This is a genomic window from Nocardioides caricicola (genome assembly GCF_039541135.1).
Lineage (GTDB): Bacteria > Actinomycetota > Actinomycetes > Propionibacteriales > Nocardioidaceae > Nocardioides > Nocardioides caricicola.
Genome location: NZ_BAABFQ010000009.1, coordinates 219,015 through 235,478 on the forward strand (window position 1 = coordinate 219,015; position 16,464 = coordinate 235,478).

Consider the following 16,464-nt stretch of genomic DNA (forward strand, 5'->3'; position numbering starts at 1 on the left):
CGCTCCTGCCGCAGTGACGACTCTCACAGTGGGAGTGTCAACGTACTGCGCGGGCGGCTAGGCCACCAGCACGACCTCGGGCGAACGGGCGGCGGCGCGCCGGGCGAGGACGCCGACCGCGGTGCCGGTGAGCGCGAAGAGCGCCGCGAGGAACACCCAGCCCGGCATCCCGTGGTCGACCGCGGTCGCGGTCACCAGCGCCGGGGCGACCATCGAGGCGATCGCGTAGCCGGTCTGCGACAGCCCCTGGTAACGGCCCGCGCTGAGCGGGTCGGCGAGCTCGAAGGCGAGACCCCAGCCTCCCGCCTCGCACCAGATCTCGGCCCAGGAGCCGAGCAGCTCGGCGAGCAGCAGCAGCGCCACGGCCGCGACGACGCCGACGCTCCCGGCGGCGCCGTACAGCAGGCACGCGACGGCGAGCAGAAGGCTCCCGCGGCGTACGGTCCGCCCGGCGACGCCGATGTCGTGGGTGCCGCGGGCGGCGCGCACCTGGAACAGCGCGACGAACACCGTGTTGAGGACCAGGAGCAGCGAGATCACGACCTCGGGCGCCTCGGTGCGGGTGACGATCCAGAGCGGGACGCCGACGCTCGTCAGGCCGAACTGCATCGCGATCACGGAGTTGAGCGCGACCGACGTGACGTAGGTGCGGTCGCGCAGCGGGGACGGTCCCGGGACCCGGTCGACGTCGAGGTGCGCGTCCATGTGGGCGGCGAAGCCCTCGACCCGGCGCAGCCCGGCGAGCGGCGCGGTCGCAAGGGCCGCGAACAGCCCGACCGCGACCATCGTGGCCTGGTACGCCGCCGCGGTGTCGACCAGCAGCGCGGCGCCGGCGAGGACAGTGCCGAGGCCGATGAACACGTTGGTGATCACGCGCAGCCGGGCGCGGATCTCGACCCGCTCGGAGCTCTCGAACCAGCGCGCCTGCACGGTCGCCTTCGCGGTCCCCTGCAGGCTGCGGGCACCGACCGCGACGCACGCGACGAGCGTGAACGCGACGGCGTTCGCAGCGAACACGTAGGCGAGGAGCGCCAGGCCCTGCACGGCGTTCGCCCACAGCTGGAGCCGGTCCGCGCCCATCCGTTCGGTGGCGTACCCACCGGCGAACGACGCCACGACGCCCACCGCGCCGGCGATCGTCAGCCCGAGCCCGACGGTCGTCGCCTCCAGGCCGATCACGCGGGTGAAGTAGAGCGCGCTGACGCTGTAGAACAGCCCGGTCGAGAGCGAGGCGCTCATCGTCGCGAACGTCAGGGCCCGCTGGACGGGGTCCGCGGGGAACAGCAGGCGGGAGAGGCGGTCGAGCACGGGACAGTTCTGTCACGACCGTCCGGGACCCCACCAACGATGTAGCGTTGTGCTTCATGGCCGGGCTGATCGAGTACGAGCTGGCTGGTGCGGACCTCGGCGAGGTCCGGTTCGCGCTGTCGCCGCTCAACGAGTTGTCCCTGTCCCTGCGGACCTGGCGCGAGCCCGGCCGGTACCCGCTCATGCTCCCGTGGCTCAACCTCACCGCCGCGGCCCGCGCCGAGCTCGACGGCGAGCTGCTGCTCGCGCTGTCGAACGAGAACCTGTGGACCCCGGACTTCCTCACCCCGCGACCGCGATCGCCGCTCACCCGCTTCGCCGACGAGCTGGCTGCGGTCGCCGAGACGCCGCTCGACGTGGTCCGCGACGACCTGGCCGAGGTCCATCCCGGCGGCCTGCCGCCCGCGCTCACCGGGCGGCGAGACCGGCTGCTGCGCCGGATCACCCGCACGCTGGCGGCGTACTGGGAGACCTGCTTCGAGCCGTGGTGGCCACGGATGCGCACGGTGCTGGAGGCCGACATCGTCTTCCGCGGCCGGGTGATCGCACGCGAGGGGCTGGCGACGATGTTCGCCGACCTCTCCCCGCGGATCCGGCTGGTCGACGACGTGGTGCGGGTCGAGATGAGCTCGAAGGTCGGCTTCCGCCGCTCCACGGCCGGCGAGGGCCTGACCCTGGCGCCGTCGCTGTTCACCCGCAATGCGACCGCGCCGATCTCGCCGCACGAGCAGCCGCTGATCCTGTACGGCGCCCGCGGTGTCGGCACGCTCTGGGAGGCCGAGCCGCCCGGCGACCGCGACGCGCTCGCAGGCCTGCTCGGTGCGGTGCGCGCGCGGCTGCTCGCGTTGCTGGAGTCACCGGCGTCGTCGACCGAGCTCGCGGTCCGCCTCGGCGTCACCACCAGCGCGGTCAACCAGCACCTGCGGGCGCTGCGCGACGGCGGCCTGCTGACCTCCGCGCGGCACGGCCGGTCGGTGCTCTACCTCCGCTCGGACCTCGGGGACCGGCTGCTCAGCGCGGCAGCGCGGAGCTGAGCTCGTCGAGCGTCGTCACCGGGCGCTGGCAGACCAGGTTGCGGCACACGTAGGCCGCGGGCCGGCCGTCCACCGGCTCCCGCCCGACCAGCAGCGGGATGTCGTCGCTGGGGCCGTCCGCGGCCACCACGACCGCGCCGGGGTGCTGGCGCGCGCGGCGCTCGAGCGCGTCCCGCTCCTCGCCCGGCGGTCCCACCACCGCGACCTCGACCGGTCCCCCGACCATCGACTCCGCGGCGGCGAGCGACCATCCGGCGAAGCGCGGGGCGCGCTCGGCGAGCACCGCGACCGCGGCCAGGGCGGACTCGGCCGCGTCGCGGTGCCGGCCCGAGCCGGTGACCGCGGCGTACTCGACCAGTGCGTGCACCATGGCGGAGAGGCCGGACGGCGAGGCGTTGTCGGACGGGTCGCGCGGGCGCGCGACGAGGGCCTCGGCGTCGTCGGCGGTGTCGAAGAAGCCACCGTCGGGAGCGGCGAAGTGCGCGAGGGCGGCCTCGAGGAGGACGCCGGCCCGGTGCAGCCACACCGGGTCGCCGGTCGCGGAGAGCAGGTCGACGAACCCGGCCGCGACGCAGCCGTGGTCCTCCAGCACCCCGGCCGGCGCGCCGACGACACCGTCGCGCGACACCCGGCGCAGCCGCCCGTCGACCATGTGCACCCGCCAGAGCAGCTCACCCGCCTCGACCGCCGCGGCGACGTACCCGGCCCGGCAGAGACCGCTGATCGCCAGCCCGTTCCACGCGGCGACGACCTTGTCGTCGCGGGCCGGGCGCTCGCGGGTGGCGCGGGCCTCCAGCAGCCGGCGGCGTACGGACTCCCAGCGCTCGGGGTCGTCGGGGTCGCGCAGCAGCTGCAGCGTCGAGGCGCCGCGCTCGAACGTCCCGGCCTCGGTGACCGAGAGCAGGGCGGCAGCCCAGGCGCCGTCGTCCGGGCCGAGCACGGCGGCGAGCTGGGCGGGCGTCCACACGTAGAACGTGCCCTCCTCGCCCTCGGAGTCGGCGTCGAGGGCCGAGGCGAAGCCGCCTTCGGGCGTGCGCAGCTCGGCGAGCAGGAACGCGGCGATCCCGTCGGCGACGCGGCGCCCGAGCGGCGTGCCCCACTCGGCGTACACGCGCAACAGCAGGGCGTTGTCGTACAGCATCTTCTCGAAGTGCGGCACGACCCACTCGCGGTCGACCGAGTAGCGCGCGAAGCCGCCGCCGAGCTGGTCGTGGATGCCGCCGCGCGCCATCGCCTCGAGGGTCGCGTCGACCATCCGGCGCGCCTCGGTGCCGGCGCCGTCCCCACCCGAGATGCGCAGGAGGTACTCGAGCACCATCGACGGCGGGAACTTCGGCGCTCCGCCGAACCCCGCCGACTGCTGGTCGAACTCCCGGGCGAGCGTGACCACCGCGCCCTCGAGCAGCTCGGGCCAGGTCAGCTCGGTCTGGCCGGCGAGGGAGGACTGGGAGCCGAGGTGCTCGCGCAGCGTCGCCGCCACCCGCGCGACCTCGTCGCCGCGCGTGTGCCACGCGTCGCTGAGCGCCTGCAGCACCTGGCCGAACGACGGCTGCCCGTGCCGCGGCTGGTCCGGGAAGTAGGTGCCGGCGAAGAACGGGCTGCCGTCGTGGTCGAGCACGCACGTCATCGGCCAGCCGCCGTGCCCGGTCATCGACGTGGTCGCCTGCATGTAGACCGCGTCGACGTCCGGCCGCTCCTCGCGGTCGACCTTGATGTTCACGAAGTGCTCGTTCATGTACGCCGCGGTCGCCGCGTCCTCGAACGACTCGTGCGCCATCACGTGGCACCAGTGGCAGGCCGCGTACCCGACGCTCAAAAGGACAGGTATGTCTAACCGTCGAGCCTCAGCGAACGGCTCCGGTCCCCACTCCCACCAGTCGACTGGATTGTCCTTGTGCTGCTGCAGGTACGGGCTCAGTGACGCAGCGAGACGGTTGGGCATACTGATCAGTCTCTGCCACTGCACAAGTGACAGGCGAGCGGTTGCTTGGTGGTTTCGGACAGAGATTCCAGACACAAGAACCAGTTCCGACCGGTTTCTCCGGCTCGCTCCGGACTGTGCCGACGGCGACCAGAAGACTGTGATTGCGGCCGATTTCGGTCCCCGCACCGTGCGCTCCATGACCACAACAATGACGCTCGAGGGGCTCGACCCCCGGCACACGTTCCTGTCCGCCCGCGATGTCTTCGCCCGCTATGGATGGGGCAAGACGCAGGGCTACGTGCACCTCAAGACGCCCGGGTTCCCCCGGCCCGTCCTCGGCGGCAAGTACCGCCTCGACACCCTCCTGGCGTGGGAAGACGGCCAGGTCCAGCCCGTCCCCGACCCGCCGGTCGACCCTTCGACCGACTCCGGCCCGCCGGCCAAGCGCGCACCCGGACGGAAGGCCGCCTGATGGCCACGACGAAGCTCGCGACCGGCAAGCCCCGGACCCTCGGCGGCGGCAGGAAGCCTTGGCGGGTCGCTCTGTCCGCACCGACCTCGTCGTACTCGCGCTACCGCGTCACGTTCAAGGAGCCCGACAAGGAGACCGGGACGTGGTCGTGGACGTCCCGCACCGCCGACGAGCACTCCGAGGAGTCCGCCCGGGCACTATTCGCGAAGACCGAGAGGTGGCTCGACGGGCTCTCCGACCACGCGCCCGCCAGGCAGCGGGTCAAGGCCGAGCGGACCATCTCCGCGCTCGGTCAGCTGATGCTCGACCAGAACAGCAAGAAGCTCGAGGAGCGCACTGTCGAGCAGCGAGAGTCGCACCTGAACGCGCACATCCTCCCGACCATCGGGGACGTGTCGGTCGACAAGTGGCGTCTCTCGCACAGCGAGATGGTCATGGAGAAGGCCGCGAAGACGTGCGGCGTCGCCCGCCTCGGTGACATCCGCACCACCCTGTCGGTGATGCGTGGCATCGCGCATCGGGAGGGGTGGCTGTCGCCCGAGTTCAACCCACTCGAAGGGTTGGAGACCGCTAAGCAGCAGGAGTACCACGGTGCCGGCAAGGGCTACGTCGACCCGTCGCTTCGCCCGGAGACCCGCATGGTCGACGCCATGGCCGCGGCCGCGGAGAAGCTCGTGGCGGACGGCTACCAGTCGTTCGCCCGGCTCCCGTACCTAGGCACGAAGTACCGGGTTGCCGGGTACGGCGGCCTGCGGTCCGGAGAGCAGAACGCGCTCCGAGCGTGGGACGTCTACTTCGACGAGGGGTGGGTGTTCGTGACTGGGTCGTGGACCCAGCCGCGCCGCGACAAGAAGCCGGCGTTCCGAGGACCGGTCAAGAACAAGCGGCCGCACGAGGTTCCGCTGCCGGCGTCGCTGATGGAGGAGCTGTATCCGGTCGTTCGCGACGCGCTAGGTCTCCCGGTCGGTGCGACGATGCAGCAGGTGCTGAACGCGCAGCGTGCAGAACGTCTGCGTCGCGGGAAGCTGGTCCAGTCGCCGGACCGCTGGTGGGAGGTGCAGGTCGACCCGGCCGACGAGGCGTGGCTGTTCGTCGACACGACCACGGGCCTGCCCGTTCGCAGCGAGCTCCACAACGACTACTGGCACAAGGTTCGTCGGTGGGTCTCGAAGAACGACCCGGACAACGAGTGGCCGGTCTCCATCACCTACCGGAACATGCGGCACCACGCTGCGACGTTCTGGCACGACGAACTCGGCCACGACTGGCCCGACGTCGCCCTGTTCCTGGGCGACGAGTTGACGACGGTGCTGAACCACTACGTCCGCGCTGGCGCCGACGTGCTGAAGCGTGCGGTGAAGAACCTCCGGGACTACTGACCCCCATGAAGAAGGCCCCAGGGAGCACTCCCTGGGGCCTTCGACGTCTTGCGTGCCGTCCTGTCAGAGGACGTCGTGAGACAGCTTCATGAGCTCGTCCCACGAGTGCCGCGGCTTGCCGGAGTCGGAGATCCGGTCGGCGAGCTCGTCGGGCACGTCGTTGAACCGGTAGACGGCCACGCCGCCCTCCAGCTCACCGGTCGGCACGTCGCGGGCCAACGCCCACTCGTCGGGCGCTCCGTTCTCGAGGACGTAGAGGATGTTGCGGGTGCCGGGCTTGGGCACGTGGGCTCCTTCAGGATGTGTTTTGGACTGTCGTTCAGCGGTGGACTCAGAACGCGAGGCCCGGGCGACCTGGGTCCTCGCGGGTGCGATTGCGGCCCAAAGGCCGCGTCTGAGGCCATGCGGCCGGCCTCGGATGTCGGAGCGACCCGTCATCCGAGGGAAGCGCTGGGTCCAATCGGACAGCGGCAGTCGCTCCTGAGTGATTCCGAGAGGGCTAGAGGCTCGATCGCACGATGCTGCGTGAGACGACGACCCGCCAGTCGGCGGGGGCTGGAGGTCAGATCGTCGGACCTGCGTCGCAGTTGATTGCGTAGACGGCCTGTACGGCCATGCCCGGGTCGAGGCCGGACTCGACCAACCGCACCCACTGAGCCATGCGGCCGGCGCCAGATGCGTCTGAGGTTCGGAAGGCGTAGGCCGCCGCGAGCTGTCCGTGGATGCGCTCGACAGCGCGGTTGGGATCGGCGCGGCGACGCTCTCGCCGCCACCTGGCGGCGTCCCTCGCGTATGAGTCTCTGGCTTCTTTCAGCGCCTGGATCGACCCGTTGACACACAGGTCGGCGATCCAGTTGAGCTTGCGCGGCACTACTGGCCCAACCAGTCGACGGAGGCGTCCCAGACCCGCTCGACCAGCATCCTGGCGGTTCCGTCGATACCGGCTTCTCGATACGAGCGGGCCGCGGCCTCAAGGTAGGCGAAGGCGCGCGGCGAGAGGTCGCCGCCGGTGCGCCGGCGAAGCTCGCGAACCGCAGCCTGAGCACGGAGGGTGCCAAGGGCGTCGAAGTCAGGACAGCTCTGGTCATGCATCCGGCACCGCGGCGGCACGGCGACGCGTTCGCCGTCCCAGGCGCAGAACGCACATGAGCCGGTCACGCGGACAGGATCCGTGACGAGGCGGCGGCCGTCCTCGCTGCTGTGCGAGGCCAGGTAGTGCTCCGCACACTCGATGTCGCAGACGACGCGGTTGGCTCCGTCGGGTGTCACGATCCGGAAGGCGACTAGGTTCGACATGGATCGTCACCCAGACTCCGGGGCGTCAACGCGGTCACACCGTCATCGTGCTGCCGAGGTGCACTCGGGCATTCACCTCCGATCGCGGCATCCGGGCGCCGGCCGCTGCGCGACGGTCGCGTCAGCCCAAGCACAAGTTGCGTCGGACGGCCTCCAGCTGGACATCAGAGAAGGGTTGACCCGCTCCAGCTTCGAGCGGAGCAAACACTGGGCCGAGTCGCGCGACCAACCAGCCCCGGGGGTCGGCGCCGATGGCTACGATGAGCCCGGATCGGCCGGTATCGGTGGCCGGCTCCGCAGGGCCCGCCTGAAGGTGCTGGCTTGGTGATCTGTCGCTTCGACAGGAAGCGCCCGGCCCAAGCCCACCCGGCGAACCTGGACACGAGACAACGAGCGAGGGAGGAGGCGAGAACATGGCCGGCCTGGGTGATCACATCACCGCAATGGTGCGCAGCCACGCTTCCGGTGACGACTCGACCTTCTACTCTGTGGCCCTGCAGATCGCGGCCAAGGAGGCCAAGCGGGGACACCACGTGCTCGCCGGGGACATCAAGAAGGCGGTCGACGCCTCCCGTGAGGTCACCCGCAAGCCCCATGTCACCAGCCTGGCCCAGCCCCGCGGTGACCTCGCAGAACTGATCATCACCAGCCATCCCAGCACCCGGCTGCGTGACCTGGTGCTCCCTCGCGCACTGCAGGACCAGATCAAGCACGTGATCGCTGAACAGCGGCAACGCAAGCGGCTGCTCGACAGCGGGTTCACGCCGGCGCACCGACTGCTCCTCGAGGGCCCGCCCGGCACCGGGAAGACGATGACCGCCTCGGTCCTGGCCCACGAGCTGTCGCTACCGATGTTCACGGTGCGGCTCGACGCGCTGATGAGCAAGTACATGGGTGAGACGGCGAGCAAGTTGCGCCAGATCTTCGACCAGGTCGACACCCGTCGCGGCGTGTACCTCTTCGACGAGTTCGACGCGCTCGGCGCGGACCGGGCCGGCAACGACGTCGGCGAGGCCCGCCGCATCCTTAACTCGTTCCTGGTCTTCCTCGAGGACGCGGACCCGTCGTCGCTGGTGGTCGCCGCAACCAACCACCGCACCATTCTGGACAAGGCGCTGTTCCGGCGCATGGACTTGGTCCTGACCTACTCACGCCCCGACGCTCGGCAGGCGGCGAGCGTCATCCGCGGTCGTCTCGGGTCGCTGGCGGCCAAGAGCGCTCTGGTGAAGCTCGGGGAGCACACCGAGGGTCTCAGCCACGCCGACCTGGTCAAGGCCGCCGAGTCGGCTGCGAAGGTCAGCCTGATGCGCGGCGAGACCACCGTCGACCGCGACACCCTCGTTCAGGCCCTGGTTGCCCGCCGATCGGCCAGCCTTGGCTGAGGTGCCCGGCCGGCTCGCGCACCTCTTCGTGATCGACCGAGTCCGTGGCGAGGACTTCAGACGCCGTGGACGCGGCAACTCCCGTATCCGACCGGTGGAGCACCGTAGCCATGGGCTGGCGCTCCGCGGCGAGCTCGAGGAGGTCCTCGACGAGACCGATGAGCGACGCTCCGCCCTGGTCGACATCGAGGAGCTCCGTGCGCTCGGCACCATCATCGTGCTCGAGGGCGCGGACGGCGCCTTCCCCCTCCAGCTCGACCCGCTGACTCGGCTCAACCGATCCCGCAAGGTTGCCCGCCGGCCACAGTGGCTCCTGCTCTCGGTCCAGCCAGTCGATGGCGACCAGCCCGAGCGCGCCATGGTCTGGGTCTCCGACGAGTTCCGCGCCCGGTTTCTGAAGATCTTCGAGGACTACCTGACGGAAGTCAGCACGCGCGGCGACGAGGCGACCTGGGATACCCCGGACGGCAATCCGAAGCACCGCGCCCTGGTCGCGAACATCGCCCACATTCGGCGTGCCCTGCTGCGTGACCTGTGGACCTCCGAAGGCGAGCCACCGGAGGCTGGCGTGCACTGGTGGGAGCTCTGGCTCGACACCGGCCAGGCGCACGCCGAGACGATCGACGGATTCGTCTCCACCTACCAGCTCCGGTCGCTGCCCCGGACGCTGACCTTCCGGGACCGGCACGTGGTCTGGGTCGAGGCCACCTGGGACCAGCTGGAGGTCCTGCCCTTCACCAGCGTGCCGATCGCCGAGGTTCGTCGGCCCGGGTTCATCGACACCATCGAGGACCTCCCGCCCGACGAGCAGGGCGAGTATGTCGCGGACCTCGCTGAGCGTCTGGTTCCTGCCCCCGACCACGCGCCCGCCGTCTGCCACCTGGACACCGGCGTGTTCCGCCCGCACGTCCTCCTCGAGGGATCCCTGGCACCCACCGACCAGCACACCGTCGTGGGCGAATCCGGCAACGACAACCACGGACACGGCACGTCAATGGCCGGGCTCGCGCTGTTCGGCGACGAACTGGACGACCACCTGGTCTCCACCGCGACCATCGAGCTGGAGCACCGGCTCGAGTCGGTCAAGCTGGTCCCGGACGCCAACCAAGAGCCGCACGACCCGCGCGACTACGGGACCGCCACCATCGAAGCGGTCGCCCTGCCCGAGATCATCCACCCGCGCCGCCGCGTGTTCTGCCTGCCGGTCAGCACCGAGCCCGACCGTCCCGGCGAACCCACCCTGTGGTCGGCCAGCGTCGACGCCCTCGCAGCCGGCACCGACGTTGCCCGCGATGGCGACGACCTCGCCCTGCTCACCGCACCCGATCCGGAGTCCGCCCGGGTGATCCTGGTCGCTGCCGGCAACGTCACCAGCTACCAGACCGACCACCACACCGAGTCCGACACCACCCCGGTCGCCGACCCGGCCCAGGCATGGAACGCGATCACGGTCGGGGCGTTCACCAACCTCACCGACACCTCAGCCGACCCTAGCTACCACGGCTGGACAGCGCAGGCGGGCGAAGGTGAGCTCTCGCCCCACAGCCGGACCTCGTTGCTGTTCAACCATCGACGCTGGCCGATCAAGCCCGACATCTGCATGGAGGGCGGCAACGTCCTCACCGACGGCAGCAACGGCTTCGAGGACAAGCACCCGCTGCTCTCGCTGCGTTCGACCGGCATCGTCAACGATCTCGCCCTGACCGCGGCGAACGCGACCAGCGCCGCAACCGCCCAGGCGGCACGGCTGGCGGCACGAACCATCGCCCGTTACCCCGACTACTGGCCCGAGACCGTCCGCGGACTGCTCACCCACTCTGCGGAATGGACCCTGGCGATGCAGGCTGAGCTTGACGGCGCTGCCGGCAAGACCGGGCGCCTGCAGTTGCTGCGCCGCTACGGCTGGGGCGTTCCCGACGAGGAGGCACTGCTCACCTCCGCCAGCTCGGCCGTCACCCTGATCGTCCAGGACCGGTTCGTCCCCTTCGAGGGCGACGAGCTGCGGATGCGTCAGTTCCGGTTGCACGAGCTGCCCTGGCCGGTCGAGGTGCTCGAGGGCCTTGGTGCCGCCGAGGTGCGAATGCGGATCACGCTTTCGTACTACGTCGAGCCGTCGGCCTCGCGGCGCGGCTGGCGGCAGCGGTACTCCTACGCCTCGCACGCCCTGCGGTTCGACCTGCAGGCACCACTAGAAACCAGCGCCGAGTTCGTGAATCGGGTCAACCGCGACGCGCAATCCGCCGAAGACGGCACTACCTCCTCAGCCGCCGGCGCCGCGCAACGATGGTTCATCGGGGCGCAGCAGCGACACTACGGCTCCCTGCACCAGGACGAGTGGCACGGCACCGGGGCCGAGCTGGCCGCGTCGAGCCGGATCGCGGTCTACCCCGTCGGCGGCTGGTGGAAGAACAACCGCCGCAAGGACCGGACCGACCTGCCGATCCGGTACTCCTTGATCGTCTCGCTGCGCACCGATGAGACGGCCATCGACCTCTACACCCCGATCGCCACCGAGCTCGGCGTGCCGGTGACCGCCACGGTTGAGACGCCGGTCCCAATCGCCGTGGAGATCGAGACTGAGTGACGGCAGGCTGGTCCGCAAGCGCGCCGTGTCGGCGCGGGACCTGCTCCCGACGCCCCAACCGCTCGATCGGTCCACGTCGCCCAGGTGTCACACCCGATCGCTCGTTCGCAGATGCCGCGTCCTGCCGCCGGCAACGTCGCGATCATCAACGTTGGATTCTGCCGCGATTCGCCCGGTTCGGTGACAACAACGCTCCGAGCGAACACTCAAGCGGCCCCGCGCGTCCGCGGGCGCATCGTCTCAGCCAGCCCGGGGAACCGATCCCCCAGGAGCTCGATGGCCTCGGACGCGCTGGGCGGTTGCTCCGCTTCGAACGCGGCTGGAGTTGGGTCGGCCATCTCGATTCCGTACTCGTCCGCCAGGCGCCGCAAGCGCGACCACATCGCAGCGGGCACGTTCTTGGCGCCGTCGTATGCGGGCCGGTCGGTCTGCTTCTTGCGGGTCAGGGCTTCAACCACCTCGTGCTCGCCACCTCGGCTCGCCACCCGGAGGGCCGTCCGCTGAAGGCGGACAAGCCGGTCAAACCGATTGCACTGGTCGTCCAGTCGTTGGGCCTCGCCCGACCCGAGCTGTGTCCGAATCTTCGACGCGAGTGAGTCCCACAGCTTCTGCTCTGCGGTGTTCAGCGGCTCGTCCTGACCTCCATTCTCACGAGTGCCCTCCCCTCCCCGGTGAGGGGAGGGATCTTTGTGTGAAGAGGACGTGGACGTGCTCTCACCAGTGAGAGGCGAGACGTAGAGGAGCTCGTACGTCGCGGCCAGGTGGTCGGTCTTGCTGCCGAGGACGGTCTGTCGCACCAGTCCCAACGCGGACAGCTGGGCCATGTGTCGCCGCCAGGTCGAGTACGGGATGCCCCAGCGTTCGTACGCCGCGTTGCCGGGCCTCGACTCCCCCGTCTTGTGGTCGGCGTGGTGAGCGAGCAAGAACAACGACTTCACGAGGTGCGGCGGCACGGTCGGAACGACCCGCGACAGATGCAGGACGTGGTGCTTGCTGATGGGGGGCAGTTCGGGGGTAGCTTCCGGTTCCATGACTCTCCTCTGATCGTGGTGGTGCGATCGAAGGTCCGGTTCCACCGGTGAGAGGCAACGATCTCGGCTGGATCGCCGCCCGGGTTGCTCGACTCCTCCCCACTGACTCCTTTTGTTCGGATCCATCCACGACCACCAGTTCGGAGTAGGTGATCCTCGAGAACCCGCAGGTCACCGGTGTGATCCCCGGACTCTGACCTTGTCCATAGGAACGGCTTGTCCGCTGGCTCGGCAGGCCGGCTGCGGACAAGGTGGAGACCAGACGTGGATCACCTCCTTGCCAGATCCCCGGGTTCACGGACAGTCACCCAGAGTCGAGACAGTGCCTCGTAGACACGCTCGACCGCCCGCCGGATGCCCTCACGGGGTGTCCGGCGGTCGCGCGCAGGTACCCCCTACGCGGCGCATCGCTTTTCGATCGCCGCTAGTCAGCCCACCGACGGCCTCGAGCGTCGGGTACATCAGCGACCGGGGGTCGTGAACGTGTTTCAACCCGACGATGTGTCCGAGCTCGTGCTCGATCAGCCGAAGGCGCGTCGGTCGGTCATCTGTCCCGTCGCCGTACAGGCCGACCTGGGAGCGGTTGAACGCCACCGACCCTGTGACGAACTCCGATCGGCCGTCGCCGTCGGTCACCCAGACCGGCCTCGCCTCCGCCAACGCTGCCGGGTCGGACAACCGGTCTGAGCTTCGGCCGACGAACGAGAGCATGACCGGCCGCCAGCCGCCACCCGCCGCTCTGGCTCTCCAGACGCTTGCCGAGCCGGCCCGCGACACTGTGACCGCAAACCTGAGCCTCGTCCAGGCCCGGAGCCTGTCGGCCGCCGTGCGGATGTCCCGGGTGACGCCGGGGGGTGCTCCGTGTGGGTCAACGACGATCCTGATTGGGTAGCACGGGTCCCAGCGACCGGGCACCCCCTCCGCACTCATCACGGTGAAACGCTCCGTCGCCGCGATCGATAAGTCCGGATGTGACCTCGAACGACTCTTGTCCAAGAGGCCGTGTCGCACGGCGCCCGTGGCGAGCAACGCCGCAATCACGAGCAGAGCAGTCACATGTGCCGACCGGGTCATCACCCTCCGCAGAGTGCGGGAATAGCGGCCCCGAACATCGACAGTCGGGACTCGGACCACGAGACACGGGCACGAAAAGCGGGCGACGTATGGGAAGGATGACCCCTGCACCTTGTGCGGCGTGACCGTGACAATCCACGACTCGGCGCTGCCGAGCACAAACCCCCTCCCAACAACCCGCAAACAGCAGCGACCTGCGACCGGTCCACGCCCGAGTCGAGCCTCTGGGGGGTCCATCAGCGAGTTCGGCGTCTTCTTCATGGAATATCACCCAGACCGTGACGAATACCTGCCTTCCGCACATCCGCCCGTGTGGTTCTCCACCAACACGACCGTCGGTGACCGAGGGTGGGTGAAGGACTGCAACCGGGCCGTGAAGGTGGTACTCGGCGCTCTGCGGCAGCACAGAACACCGCCCAAGACGTACTCGCGCGAGAAGGGCATCAAGCTCCTCGTCGGCGCCGATGGCACGGCCGTCGCCTTCGTGATGATTCGGCGAACTGTCGAGACATGTCGGGTGCCGGACTCATGCTTCTGGCCGCGTCTTCGTCTGCGGGGTGCGCCCGCAAGCCGCGTCCCCAAGTCCAGCTACGGTGCCCGCAAGGCACTTCGCATCCTTGCTGGGCAGCCGAGCGCTTGCAGGGGAAGACGGGGAAGCGTCACCGGAGCCCATCGTGATGACGACGTCGGATGCTCCGACGTCCTCGGCCAGGAGGTTCTTGGGGAACTCCGGAGAGATGTCGAGCCCCGACCTCGGCCATGATTTCGACGACGGCGGGCGGACCGAGTCGGCGGGACGGAGCCGGCGGAGCGGACGTGCACCCGGCCGGAGGCGTGGTGATTGAAGTTGCCCCGATCACTGCTTCTGGGTCCACCTTCGCGCGCGCGATGAGCCACACAGCCGCTGGAACTCAGATCGTCCAGGCGGAGTGACTAGGGCCGGCTTTCGCTCCGGGGCGTCCGCGAGTACCGGCCCCCACGTACCGTGTACGGCACCCGAATGAATGCGGCCAGGTCACCCGCAGCACGGAAACATGAGCTCGTCGCCCTCGCGTTCCACCTTCCGGGTCGCCTCCGCGTGGTACGGGGTCAGACACTCGGCGCAGCAGAGACAGAAGAGTTCCGCGTTGCACATCGAGCACGCAAGGGACCCCTCCTCAGCAGGTCGCAGCTCGGGGCAGCAGTGGCAGATGGGCTCGTCGACCTTCAGAGTCATGCGACCTACGGTGCAGACACTGCCATCGACACCACTAGGCCCCGTTTCGCGGCGCCAGGCGCGGCCCACGCACACCCGAACTGACGGTTGACGTGGCCTCCGCGGCAACGAGTAGGCCAAGGTCGATTTCTGCCATCTCTGGGGTCTGGCCCATCGCTGGCCCGGCGGCTGCAAGTCCGCGCTCACGGGTCCGGCTTCCTCGGGAGGCGTGCCAGATCCCCGGTCTCGGCGGTGGACTCGTTGATGGCGCTCGTCGATGCGTTCTCCAGGGTCCGTGCGTACGCGGCCGCGAAGTGGCCGACGTCGACGAGCACGAACACGGCTGTCGAGGTGAGCACTGTCTGCCCGTCCGGCTCGGTGATGCTCGCCTCGACCTCGAGCCGGCGCTCCTTGCGGCCGGTGAGGTGGGCCTCCAACCGGTAGGGGACGTCAAGGAGCACTGGACGCAAGTATTCGATCTCAAGGCGTCGAGTCACTGCGGGGCCGCCCACCAGGTACTGGAGAAACCCGTAGAGGTCGTCGACGACCGTGGCCAAGGCCCCACCATGAGCGATGCCCGGTGCGCCTTCGTGCCGATGGTCGAAGGTGTGTTCAGCGACCACGCCCTGCCCGGCACGTCGCACCTCGAGACGGTGGCCGTGCGGATTGTCCTCGCCGCAGCCCAGGCAGTTGGCGTGGTGCGAGGGAAGACGAGTTCCGTCCTCTCGAGGACGGAACTTCTCAGCGAACGTCGCGATCAGCTCATCAAGACGACTCACTGCGCCCCGCCGCCCTCGCCGGAACCGACCGCACCGGCCGCACCGGCCGCACCGGCCGCACCGGCCGCACCGACGGCGTCGATCGTGTCGATCCAACGCTCCAGGACAAGCCGTTGCGCGTCAGAAGGGTGAGGGACGAGCATCCCGCTCACGCCTCGGCCCCGCAGGAGATCCAGAGTGAGTTCAACCAGTAGCGGTTCCGTGGTGATCCAGATACGACAGATTTCACGAAGATCGGCGCGCACGCGTTCCTCGGCCGGCACCAGGTGCTTGCGAAGGTCGTCGTTCGTTCGCGCCGCGGCCCACAGTTCCAAGGTCGCTCCGTACAGCGGCCCGGACATAGCCGCCGCCAGGAGTTCGAGGGCCGCCAGCGCCGCCGCCCTGCTGGATTGAGCCGAGGCATCCGCCCTGTCTCCCATGCGCTTCGCAAGGCTGTCGTCGACATGCGTCAGGCGCTGCTGGGCCAGATGCTCGACCGCCGCGACGACCATCTGGTCTCGCGTGCCGAAGTGGTGGAGCTGCGCGCCTCGCGACAAGCCGGCTCGCTCAGCTACCGCCGGCCCAGTGGTCCCCGCGTACCCCAGCTCCGCCAGGCACGCCACGGTGGTGTCCAGCAACAGCAGGCGGGTTGTCGCCGCCCGAACCTGTCGGGTCTGTTCGCCAGCAGTCACATCCGGCAGGATACATCCATGTATGTATCCAAGTTCGCGTCGCCGGACCCGATCCAGTGAGTGAGCCCGACGGCACCGCCGGGTCACGCACGGAGCCGGACGAACCCGAGCTCGCGTCGGCTCATCACGTCCGTACGGAAACGTGCCCCGCGTGCCAGACCCCCTTCCCCCCACCTAGGGTGCAGACGCTTCAGCAGATGGGCCAGGAGCCCGTTCAGCGGCTCCGGTACGAGTGCAGCGCATGCGGACACGCAATCTCGGAACTTGACCGCGCGGCCTCAAGGGGTCAGTGCAATCGCCTTCTGACTGGAGGTGGTTGGGATGCGTCCTCGGAC

General features: G+C 69.5%; 14 protein-coding genes. 5 read left to right on the top strand and 9 right to left on the bottom strand.

Annotated features, from left to right (window positions below; all coding sequences use genetic code 11):
- Positions 1–57: 57 nt before the first annotated feature.
- On the bottom strand, positions 58–1,308 hold the full coding sequence (locus ABD875_RS20785; protein ID WP_345181873.1) for an MFS transporter: 1,251 nt from the start codon (positions 1,306–1,308) through the stop codon (positions 58–60).
- A 56-nt stretch (positions 1,309–1,364) separates the two neighbouring features.
- Here ABD875_RS20785 and ABD875_RS20790 point away from each other — a divergent pair, with 56 nt between their 5' ends.
- The gene (locus ABD875_RS20790) at positions 1,365–2,342 is read left to right on the top strand and encodes an ArsR/SmtB family transcription factor (RefSeq protein ID WP_345181875.1); all 978 of its coding nucleotides are present in this window, start codon (positions 1,365–1,367) and stop codon (positions 2,340–2,342) included.
- On the opposite strand, the gene ABD875_RS20795 is transcribed toward ABD875_RS20790, so the two are convergent.
- Entirely contained in the window at positions 2,320–4,284 is a 1,965-nt protein-coding gene (locus tag ABD875_RS20795; protein ID WP_345181877.1) for a thioredoxin domain-containing protein, read from the bottom strand. The two genes, ABD875_RS20790 and ABD875_RS20795, sit on opposite strands and share 23 nt — an antisense overlap.
- A gap of 178 nt (positions 4,285–4,462) precedes the next feature.
- Between ABD875_RS20795 and ABD875_RS20800 the strand changes: the two genes are divergently transcribed.
- Positions 4,463–4,738, top strand: coding sequence for a hypothetical protein (locus ABD875_RS20800; protein WP_345181879.1), 276 nt, complete (start codon positions 4,463–4,465; stop codon positions 4,736–4,738).
- Positions 4,738–6,117, top strand: a complete 1,380-nt coding sequence (locus tag ABD875_RS20805; RefSeq protein ID WP_345181881.1) for a hypothetical protein — start codon at positions 4,738–4,740, stop codon at positions 6,115–6,117. Before ABD875_RS20800 ends, ABD875_RS20805 begins: the two co-directional genes overlap by 1 nt.
- 63 nt (positions 6,118–6,180) lie before the next feature.
- Here ABD875_RS20805 and ABD875_RS20810 read toward each other — a convergent pair whose 3' ends face one another.
- The 3 genes from ABD875_RS20810 to ABD875_RS20820 form a co-directional block, all read right to left on the bottom strand.
- A complete protein-coding gene (locus ABD875_RS20810) occupies positions 6,181–6,402 on the bottom strand; it encodes a hypothetical protein (protein WP_345181883.1) in 222 nt (73 codons plus the stop codon).
- Positions 6,403–6,679: 277 nt separating this feature from the next.
- Positions 6,680–6,988, bottom strand: coding sequence for a hypothetical protein (locus ABD875_RS20815; protein WP_345181885.1), 309 nt, complete (start codon positions 6,986–6,988; stop codon positions 6,680–6,682).
- Positions 6,988–7,413: a hypothetical protein gene (locus ABD875_RS20820; RefSeq protein ID WP_345181887.1), complete on the bottom strand. Its 426-nt coding sequence runs from the start codon at positions 7,411–7,413 to the stop codon at positions 6,988–6,990. The genes ABD875_RS20815 and ABD875_RS20820 overlap by 1 nt, the downstream gene beginning before the upstream one ends.
- Before the next feature lie 488 nt (positions 7,414–7,901).
- Here ABD875_RS20820 and ABD875_RS20825 point away from each other — a divergent pair, with 488 nt between their 5' ends.
- Both ABD875_RS20825 and ABD875_RS20830 read left to right on the top strand, forming a co-directional pair.
- Positions 7,902–8,795 (top strand): AAA family ATPase, encoded by an 894-nt coding sequence (locus ABD875_RS20825; RefSeq protein ID WP_345181889.1) that lies wholly within the window; start codon positions 7,902–7,904, stop codon positions 8,793–8,795.
- Between the two features lie 94 nt (positions 8,796–8,889).
- Entirely contained in the window at positions 8,890–11,379 is a 2,490-nt protein-coding gene (locus ABD875_RS20830; RefSeq protein ID WP_345181891.1) for a S8 family peptidase, read from the top strand.
- Positions 11,380–11,585: 206 nt separating this feature from the next.
- Here the strand turns inward: ABD875_RS20830 and ABD875_RS20835 are convergent, their stop codons facing one another.
- The 4 genes from ABD875_RS20835 to ABD875_RS20850 all read right to left on the bottom strand — a co-directional run bounded on the left by ABD875_RS20835 (position 11,586) and on the right by ABD875_RS20850 (position 16,129).
- Entirely contained in the window at positions 11,586–12,410 is an 825-nt protein-coding gene (locus ABD875_RS20835) for a hypothetical protein (protein WP_345181893.1), read from the bottom strand.
- 360 nt (positions 12,411–12,770) lie between these two features.
- Positions 12,771–13,745, bottom strand: coding sequence for a matrixin family metalloprotease (locus tag ABD875_RS20840; protein WP_345181895.1), 975 nt, complete (start codon positions 13,743–13,745; stop codon positions 12,771–12,773).
- A gap of 1,137 nt (positions 13,746–14,882) precedes the next feature.
- A complete protein-coding gene (locus ABD875_RS20845; RefSeq protein ID WP_345181898.1) occupies positions 14,883–15,458 on the bottom strand; it encodes a PaaI family thioesterase in 576 nt (191 codons plus the stop codon).
- Positions 15,455–16,129: a TetR family transcriptional regulator gene (locus tag ABD875_RS20850; protein WP_345181900.1), complete on the bottom strand. Its 675-nt coding sequence runs from the start codon at positions 16,127–16,129 to the stop codon at positions 15,455–15,457. Before ABD875_RS20850 ends, ABD875_RS20845 begins: the two co-directional genes overlap by 4 nt.
- Positions 16,130–16,464 lie beyond the last annotated feature (335 nt).

Bases quoted from the DNA above. Each gene is read 5' to 3' on its own strand.
- ABD875_RS20790 (WP_345181875.1), top strand. From the start codon at position 1,365: ATGGCCGGGCTGATCGAGTACGAGCTGGCTGGTGCGGACCTCGGCGAG.
- ABD875_RS20795 (WP_345181877.1), bottom strand. From the start codon at position 4,284: ATGCCCAACCGTCTCGCTGCGTCACTGAGCCCGTACCTGCAGCAGCAC.
- ABD875_RS20800 (WP_345181879.1), top strand. From the start codon at position 4,463: ATGACCACAACAATGACGCTCGAGGGGCTCGACCCCCGGCACACGTTC.
- ABD875_RS20805 (WP_345181881.1), top strand. From the start codon at position 4,738: ATGGCCACGACGAAGCTCGCGACCGGCAAGCCCCGGACCCTCGGCGGC.
- ABD875_RS20820 (WP_345181887.1), bottom strand. From the start codon at position 7,413: ATGTCGAACCTAGTCGCCTTCCGGATCGTGACACCCGACGGAGCCAAC.
- ABD875_RS20835 (WP_345181893.1), bottom strand. From the start codon at position 12,410: ATGGAACCGGAAGCTACCCCCGAACTGCCCCCCATCAGCAAGCACCAC.
- ABD875_RS20840 (WP_345181895.1), bottom strand. From the start codon at position 13,745: ATGAAGAAGACGCCGAACTCGCTGATGGACCCCCCAGAGGCTCGACTC.